A 7,607-nucleotide genomic window follows, 5' to 3' on the forward strand; every position below is an offset into this window, starting at 1 on the left:
CACCCCCAGCGCCCCCGTGAGGTTCTCCCGCCGCTCCCGGGCCCCCAGACCCGCCTGATCGGCCACCGGCCGGACCTGGCGCAGTACGGACGCCACCCGCGCGCGGACACCGCCCCGCCGCAGCCGCGCCGCGGCCGCCAGGGCGGTCCTGCGCGCCGGATCGTGCCCGCGCGCCCGCACCTGCCGCCGCGCCGAGGGCACGGGTACGAGGACCAGCTCCTCCCCCGCCGCCCCGGCGGCCCCACCCGTGCCGACCGCCCCCTCGACGGCCCTCCCGACGGCCGCGGCCAGGGCGGCACCGAGCGGCCCGGCCGCCCCGCGCTCCTTGTGCGCCAGTACGACCTCCCGTACGGCGCCCTCGTACGCGGCGGCCGCGTACACCACGGGCAGCCCCGCCGGGCCCGGAGACGGCCGCACACGGCCCGCCGCGGCCCCGCTCAGCGCCCGCGCGCAGTCGGCGCACAGCAGCACCCGGGAAGCCCCGCAGCCGCCGCAGCCGGCCGGCAGGACCAGCCCGGCGAGCTCCTGCCACCACCCCCGCATCCGCCCACTGTGCCGGGCCCGCCGCTCCCCCCGCCACCCCTGTGGACAACATCCGGCGGGTCGCGGAAAGGGCACCGAAACAGCCCCCCGCGCGCGCCGAACCTACGCCGAAATCACGGACGGAAGAGCAGGTCAGCCGGGGTAGACCGGGGCCCGGCCACCCGGCGCCACCGTGCGCCACTGCGCCCCCGGCGGCAGCCACACGATCCCGTCCTCGTCCGAGTGCGCGACCACCGGCTTCTTCTCGTCCTCCGTCGCCGCGACCGCGTCCAGCCCCGTCGCCCCGGGCAGGCTCGCCGCGACCATCGACCCGTCGGCCAGCATGTACCGGGCCTGCACGACCCCGCCGTTCTCCCGGCCCACCACCAGCAGCCGGCCGCGCGGCGCCCAGCTCAGCGCCGTCACGCTCGCCATCTGCGGAGCCGCCGGACGCAGCTCGCGCACCGAGACCGCCGCCGCGTCGCCCTTGCCCTCGGGCCGCTCGATCCGCCCGATGTACAGGTTCTTGCTGTTCCCGGACTGCACCAGCAGCGCGATCCGCACCCCGTCCGGCGACGCCTTCAGCGCGGTGATCCGCCCGCCGTCGAGTCCGGCCACGTCGATCTTCTGCGGGGCTCCGGTCCCGCCCGGCACCCGGTACAGGGCCGGATTCTGCGGATCCTGGTCCGCGACCCACAGGTCGCCCGCCGCGTCCCAGCTCGGCGTGCCCAGCCCGTTCGGCTTGGCGCCCTTGCCCGTCAGCACCGGCTGCGGCATGGGCCCGGCCGTCGTCAGGTTCACCAGGTACAGCCCGTGCCCGTCCTCGGAGACCACCGCCGCGCGCTTCTCGTCGTACGAGACGGCCGCGGACCCGACCTTGAACCCGGGGTTCCCGGCGCTCGGGGAGAGCGGCCCCGGCACCTGCTCGGGCCGGTACTGCTGGTCCTCACTGGTGACGTCGAGCTTCATCCGGACGAACCGGCTCTCACTGTCGACGTAGTACTGGTACTCGGGGGCCGGCGGCCGGTGGGCGATCGTCGCCGCGGCCGCGTCGGTCACCGAACACAGCGAGGACCGGTCCGAGCGCAGCAGCTCGACCCGCGCCATCCGCGACGACGTCAGGTCCTGCACCGTGTACATGAGTTGCGCGGCCATCTTCTCGCACTGCGGCTGCGCGACGTTGTCGACCTTGTCGTTGAGCGGCACCTTCAGCACGTTCTGCCCGTCGTACGCGAGGGACTTGGTGCCCTCCCGCAGTTCGGTGCCGGTCGGGAAGCTCGAAGTGACCACGGGCCCCAGCCACTTGGACGGACCGGCCAGCAGCGACTGCACGGTCTGCGTGGTGGGGTCCATCCGCGAGTCGGGATCGCTGCGCTGGCGCACGTACACGGGGTCGGCGACGAGGCTGCCGCCCGCGAAGTAGTACTTGTTGACCGGCATGTAGATGCGCTGGAAATCGGACTCGCTGAGCACGAGGCCGCTCGGCGGCGTCGCGATCCGCCACTGCTTGTTCTCCTGGACCAGCTGGATGTACTCCTCGTAACGCCGGCCCGGCGGCTCCGGCTGGTACGCGCTGCGCTCGTCCACCGTCGCGAGCTTCTTGCCGGTCATCTTCCAGCGGGGGCCCGGGGAGTCCTTCTCGTTGCCCACGGAGAACCGGTCGATGCCCGCGGACAGCACGGTGACGGCGGAACCGGGCTTCCAGTTCTTCGCCGCCTCCTCGGTGAGGTACTTGCGGGCGGTCTGGAGCTGCGGGTCATCGCTGGTCATGGCCTCCAGGAAGCCGTCGACGATGTCGGCCGGACCGGCCTTGTCGGCCGGCGGCACCCCGAACACCCGCACCTGCGAGTCGACGCCCTGCGAGGCCTTCACCTCGCGGATCTCGCCGTGGTCGGGCATGGAGGCGCAGCCCGCCAGCAGCAGCCCGGCCGCGCCGAAGGCGTACGCCCGCACCGCCCGCCACCGGCGGCGGCCGTCCCTGCGCACCCGTGCGGGCTCAGCGTCCACCTGCGCCATCCTCCTGTGCTGCTGTCTGCTCGGCGTCCGCACCGGTGTCGCCGGCGCCCTCCGGCACCGCCCGCTGTGCCGCCGCCCGGTCGGGAGCCGCCTGGTCTGCCGCCGCCTGGTCGGGATCGGCCGGACGGGCCACGACGCGGGACCCGCTGCCCGGCAGGGCCGTCGGGTCCGCGGGCACCGGCAGCGCACCGGCGACCGCCGACCGCGGCGGTATCGGCGACCGGTCGCCCCGGCCCGGGCCCTGCTGCGCCTTCGGGGCCACCCGCGAGCCCGCCGCGTCGGCCGCGGCCCTGGCCCGGTTGGACCGGGAATCCTCCGGCTCCAGCGGGATCGGGGACCCGCGCAGCGGCTCGTCGGCGGTCCGCGGCAGGGTCAGCCGGAACTGCGAACCGCCACCCGGCTCGCCCCACGCCTGGAGCCAGCCGCCGTGCAGCCGCGCGTCCTCGACGGCGATGGACAGGCCCAGGCCCGTACCGCCCGTCGTACGCGCCCGCGCCGGATCGGCCCGCCAGAAGCGGTTGAAGACGCGGGTGGCCTCGCCGGGCTTGAGCCCGACCCCGTAGTCCCGTACGGCCACCGCCACGGCCCCGCCCGCCGAAGCGAGCCGGACCACCACGTCGCGGCCCTCGCCGTGCTCCACGGCGTTGACGACGAGGTTGCGCAGCACCCGCTCCACGCGCCGGGAGTCGGCCTCGGCTATGACGGGCTGGGTGTCGCCCAGCACCCGGATCCGGGTGCCCTTGTGCTCGGCGAGCGGCTCGGCGCCGTCGATGACCCGGCGCACGACGTCCCGCAGGTCGATCGGCTCCGCCTCCAGAGCCGCGGCCCCCGCGTCGAACCGGCTGATCTCCAGCAGGTCCGCGAGCAGCGACTCGAAGCGGTCGAGCTGCCCGGCGAGCAGCTCGGCGGAGCGGGCGGTGATCGGGTCGAAGTCGACCCGCGCGTCATGGATGACGTCCGCCGCCATCCGTACGGTCGTCAGCGGCGTGCGCAGCTCGTGCGAGACGTCGGAGACGAACCGGCGCTGCATCCGCGACAGGTCCTCCAGCTGCTGGATCTTGAGCTGGAGGTTCTGCGCCATCTTGTTGAAAGCCTCGCCCAGACGGGCGATGTCGTCCTCGCCGGTGACCTTCATCCGCTCCTGGAGCCGCCCGGCGGAGAGCCGCTCGGCGATCCCGGCGGCCATCCGCACGGGCGTCACGACCTGCCGCACGACGAGCCAGGCGATCGCGCCGAGCAGCACGACCACGAACACGCCCGCGGTGGCGATGGTGACCTTGATGAGGTTGAGGGACTCCTCCTCCTGCGTGAGCGGGAAGAGGTAGTACAGGTCGTACGGGTCCCCGTTGATGTCGGTGAGCCGCTTGCCCACGACCAGCGCGGGCTCGGGCGCCTTGTCCCCGGACCCGGCGGTGTACCGGATCTGCGAGAAGGTCTTGAAGGTCCCGGTCGCGTGGTTGACGTCCCGGCGCAGCGCCGCGGGGACGCTCGCCGTCGGGTCCACGTTCCCGGAGGCCCGGGCGCCCTTGACGCCCGAGACGAACGGCCCGCTCGGCTGCCCGCCGGGCTGTCCGCCCGCATCGGGGCCGGCGCCGAGCGCGACCACCTCGAAGGCGGTCTGGCCGCCACTGGCCAGCTGCTTGACCAGCGAGTTCATCCAGGTACTGGCATCCCGGCCGACCTTGTTGTCGGTGGCATCGGGCCCGTCGACCGCCGAGGGCGCGTTGGCCTTCTCCTGCGCGACGGCGAACCCGCCCGCGGCCTGGCTCTGCGCGGCCTCCTCCTTGGCGTCGAGGAGCCCCTTGCTGACCTGGGCGATCACCACGAACCCGAGCGCGAGGACCACGGCCAGCGACATCAGCAGCGTCGCGGCGACCACGCGCAGCTGGATGTTGCGCCGCCAGAGCCGGACAGCCGGAAGCAGCGGGCGTCGTACGAGGCGTACGAACAACCGCAGCACAGGACCGCCCGGCGCTCCGTCGGCCATCTGACGGAGCTGCCGGCCTCCCCGCAGGACTCCTCGGCGGGAGCCGCTGTGGGGCTTGCCGGGCGTCACGTCAGCTCGGTCCGGCCTTGTAGCCGACACCGCGCACCGTCACGACGATCTCGGGGCGCTCCGGGTCCTTCTCGACCTTGGAGCGCAGCCGCTGCACATGCACGTTGACCAGACGGGTGTCCGCCGCGTGCCGGTAGCCCCAGACCTGCTCCAGCAGCACCTCGCGGGTGAACACCTGCCAGGGCTTGCGCGCGAGGGCGACCAGCAGGTCGAACTCGAGCGGGGTCAGGGCGATCGAGGCGCCGTCGCGCTTGACCGAGTGCCCGGCCACGTCGATGACCAGGTCACCGATGGCCAGCTGCTCGGGCGCGGGCTCCTCCGACCGGCGCAGGCGGGCCCGGATGCGGGCCACCAGCTCCTTCGGCTTGAACGGCTTGACGATGTAGTCGTCGGCCCCGGACTCCAGGCCCACGACGACGTCCACCGTGTCGCTCTTCGCGGTGAGCATGACGATCGGTACGCCGGACTCGGCCCGGATCAGCCTGCAGACCTCTATGCCGTCCCGTCCGGGCAGCATGAGGTCGAGCAGCACGAGATCCGGCTTCGCCTCGCGGAAGGCAGCCAGTGCCTTGTCGCCGTCCGCTACGAACGACGGCTCAAAACCTTCTCCACGCAGCACAATGCCGAGCATCTCGGCCAGCGCGGTGTCGTCGTCGACGACAAGGACTCGTCCCTTCATGCTTGACATCATCCCATTAGCTAATCGTTACCTGGCGGTGAGCTGTCCCACAGCCAAAAGGGCTGGAAATCGCCCCTCGGACCTGCGTGGAGATCAGGGCGACCAGTCTGCCCCGGATCCGCGCGACAATTGAAGGCGCGGGCCGCCGAAGATCCGGGGGGACGGCCGGTCCGCTCAACGTTCCCACGTGGCACGATGGCAGCCGAACAGGGGGTGTCTTGTGGGGCGGGCCGGATCAGGGATCGGCGTCCGGTGTCATGGATCGCAAGGCGCAGGAGGCGTCGACGCGGTGGGGGCACCTCCCAGTGGTAGCTGGGGGACGTCGGCGACCGACGAGAACGCGGCGAGGCGCGGCACCGGACACCGCGAGCCCGGCCCGACCCACAAGACACCCCCTGACGCCCCCCGCCCCGCAGTGCACGTGAAGGAGCGACGATGAACGACTCTCCGGGCTGGGCCGTGCCCGGACCCTCCCCGTCCGACGGCGATCGGCCGGGCGCACCCGACGGCCAAGGCGGCACCGAGGGCGCGCAGCCGCCCGCGCAGCAGCCGCCCGCCGGCGGGCCGAAGTGGTCCGCCGAGCAGCCGCCGCCCGGCGAGTGGTCCAGCCCCGGCACTCCCCAGGCACCCCAGACCCCGCAGCCGCCGCGGCAGCAGCCGCAGCCCGGCGCGGGCTGGGGATCGTACGCGGGCCCGCAGGGCGGCCAGGGCGGCGGCCAGTACGCCTACCCCGGCGGCCCCGGCCAGTGGGGCAAGCCCCCCGCCGCCAAGCCCGGAGTCATCCCCCTGCGCCCCCTGGACCTCGGCGAGATCCTCGACGGCGCCGTCGCCACCATGCGCAGCCACTGGCGCTCGGTCCTGCCGATCACCCTGGTCGTGGCCACCGTCGTACAGGTCATCAGCGTGCTCGTGCAGAAGTACACGCTCTCCGACCTGCCCGTCACCTCCAACGACGAACCGAGCGTGCGCGAGCTCGTCGACACCCTCGGCAGCAGCATGCTCGCCCTGGTCGCGAACGGGTTCATCCAGCTCATCGGCACCATCGTGGCCACCGCCATGCTCACGATGATCTTCAGCCGCGCCGTGCTCGGCCACAGCTCCACGATCGCCACCGCCTGGCGCGAGGCCCGCCCCCAGCTGCTCCGCCTGCTCGGGCTGACCCTCCTGCTGGGCATCGGCGGCGCCCTCCTCGTCGGCGTGCTGATCCTGCCCGGCATCGCCCTGCGCAGCATCGGCCTCGGCCTCCTCGGCGGCTTCGCCGCCCTCCCGCTCCTCCTCTGGCTCGGGATCAAGTTCAGCCTGGCCTCACCCGCGCTGATGCTGGAGAAGAGCAGCGTGGCCACCTCGCTGCGCCGCTCCTCGCGACTCGTCCAGGGCTCGTGGTGGCGCATCTTCGGCATCACCGCCCTGACCGGCCTCATCACCACCTTCGTCGCGGCCATCATCGTCTGGCCGCTGACCGCCGTCGGCCTCGCCATCGGCCTCGCCGACGCCGGACCGACCGCCCTGGAGAACGGCACCGCCGCCACCGGCTGGGCCGCGCTCATCCTCTCGGCGGTCGGCGCCGTCATCGCGCAGACCATCACCATGCCGATCCAGTCGGGCGTCACCGTCCTCCTGTACGTCGACCAGCGCATCCGCCGCGAGGCCCTCGACCTGGAGCTCGCCCGGGCCGCGGGCCTGGAGAACTACGGCTCGGACCCGGCCGCACCACCGACCGGAGGCTGACGCACCGATGATGAGTACGGGGGGCCTCATCACGCGCTCCGCGGCGCTCCTGCCGGCCGCGGAGAAACCACCGGTGACGACACCGCGCGACCCCGCCCGCGAGGCGGCCGAACGCGAACTGTCCAAACCGCTCTACCACCAGGACGACCCGGGCCTGCTCCAGCGCGCCCTGGACCGCTTCTGGGAGTGGGTCGGCAACCTCTTCGACCACGCCTCGGGAGCCACCCCCGGCGGCACCCTGGGCCTGGTCGCGATCGCCGCCCTGGTCATCCTCGGCATCGCCGCCCTGTGGTGGCGGCTCGGCTCCCCCCGCCGGACCGCCACCGGCACGACCGGGGTCTTCGACGACGCCCTGCGCAGCGCCGCCGACCACCGCACCGCCGCCGACGCGCACGCCACCGCCGGCCGCTGGACCGAAGCCGTCCAGGAGCGCATGCGGGCCGTCGTCCGCTCCCTGGAGGAACGCACCCTGCTCGACCCCCGCCCCGGCCGCACCGCCGACGAGGCGGCCGCCGAAGCCGCCGCCGCCCTCCCGGACCACGCCGAAGCCCTCCGCACCGCGGCCCGCACCTTCGACGACGTCCCCTACGGCGCCCGCCCCGCCAC

General features: G+C 73.8%; 6 protein-coding genes. 2 read left to right on the forward strand and 4 right to left on the reverse strand.

Annotation, left to right across the window (positions count from 1 at the left end):
* The 4 genes from ADK52_RS05635 to mtrA form a co-directional block, all read right to left on the reverse strand.
* Positions 1 to 543, reverse strand: a 543-nt coding sequence (locus ADK52_RS05635; protein WP_199828451.1) for a ComF family protein, incomplete at its 3' end; no start/stop codon positions are given.
* A gap of 132 nt (positions 544 to 675) precedes the next feature.
* Positions 676 to 2,529, reverse strand: a complete 1,854-nt coding sequence (locus ADK52_RS05640) for an LpqB family beta-propeller domain-containing protein (protein ID WP_053688675.1) — start codon at positions 2,527 to 2,529, stop codon at positions 676 to 678.
* Positions 2,519 to 4,525, reverse strand: a complete 2,007-nt coding sequence (gene mtrB, locus ADK52_RS05645; protein ID WP_199828452.1) for an MtrAB system histidine kinase MtrB — start codon at positions 4,523 to 4,525, stop codon at positions 2,519 to 2,521. The genes ADK52_RS05640 and mtrB overlap by 11 nt, the downstream gene beginning before the upstream one ends.
* Positions 4,526 to 4,595: 70 nt before the next feature.
* Entirely contained in the window at positions 4,596 to 5,285 is a 690-nt protein-coding gene (mtrA, locus tag ADK52_RS05650) for a two-component system response regulator MtrA (protein ID WP_189973359.1), read from the reverse strand.
* Positions 5,286 to 5,708: 423 nt separating this feature from the next.
* Here mtrA and ADK52_RS05655 point away from each other — a divergent pair, with 423 nt between their 5' ends.
* The gene (locus ADK52_RS05655) at positions 5,709 to 7,001 is read left to right on the forward strand and encodes a hypothetical protein (protein WP_053688673.1); all 1,293 of its coding nucleotides are present in this window, start codon (positions 5,709 to 5,711) and stop codon (positions 6,999 to 7,001) included.
* 7 nt (positions 7,002 to 7,008) lie between these two features.
* Positions 7,009 to 7,607: DUF4129 domain-containing protein (locus tag ADK52_RS05660; protein WP_053688674.1), on the forward strand; the 599-nt coding region annotated here is incomplete at its 3' end.

Source organism: Streptomyces sp. WM6372, from assembly GCF_001279655.1.
Taxonomy (GTDB): domain Bacteria; phylum Actinomycetota; class Actinomycetes; order Streptomycetales; family Streptomycetaceae; genus Streptomyces.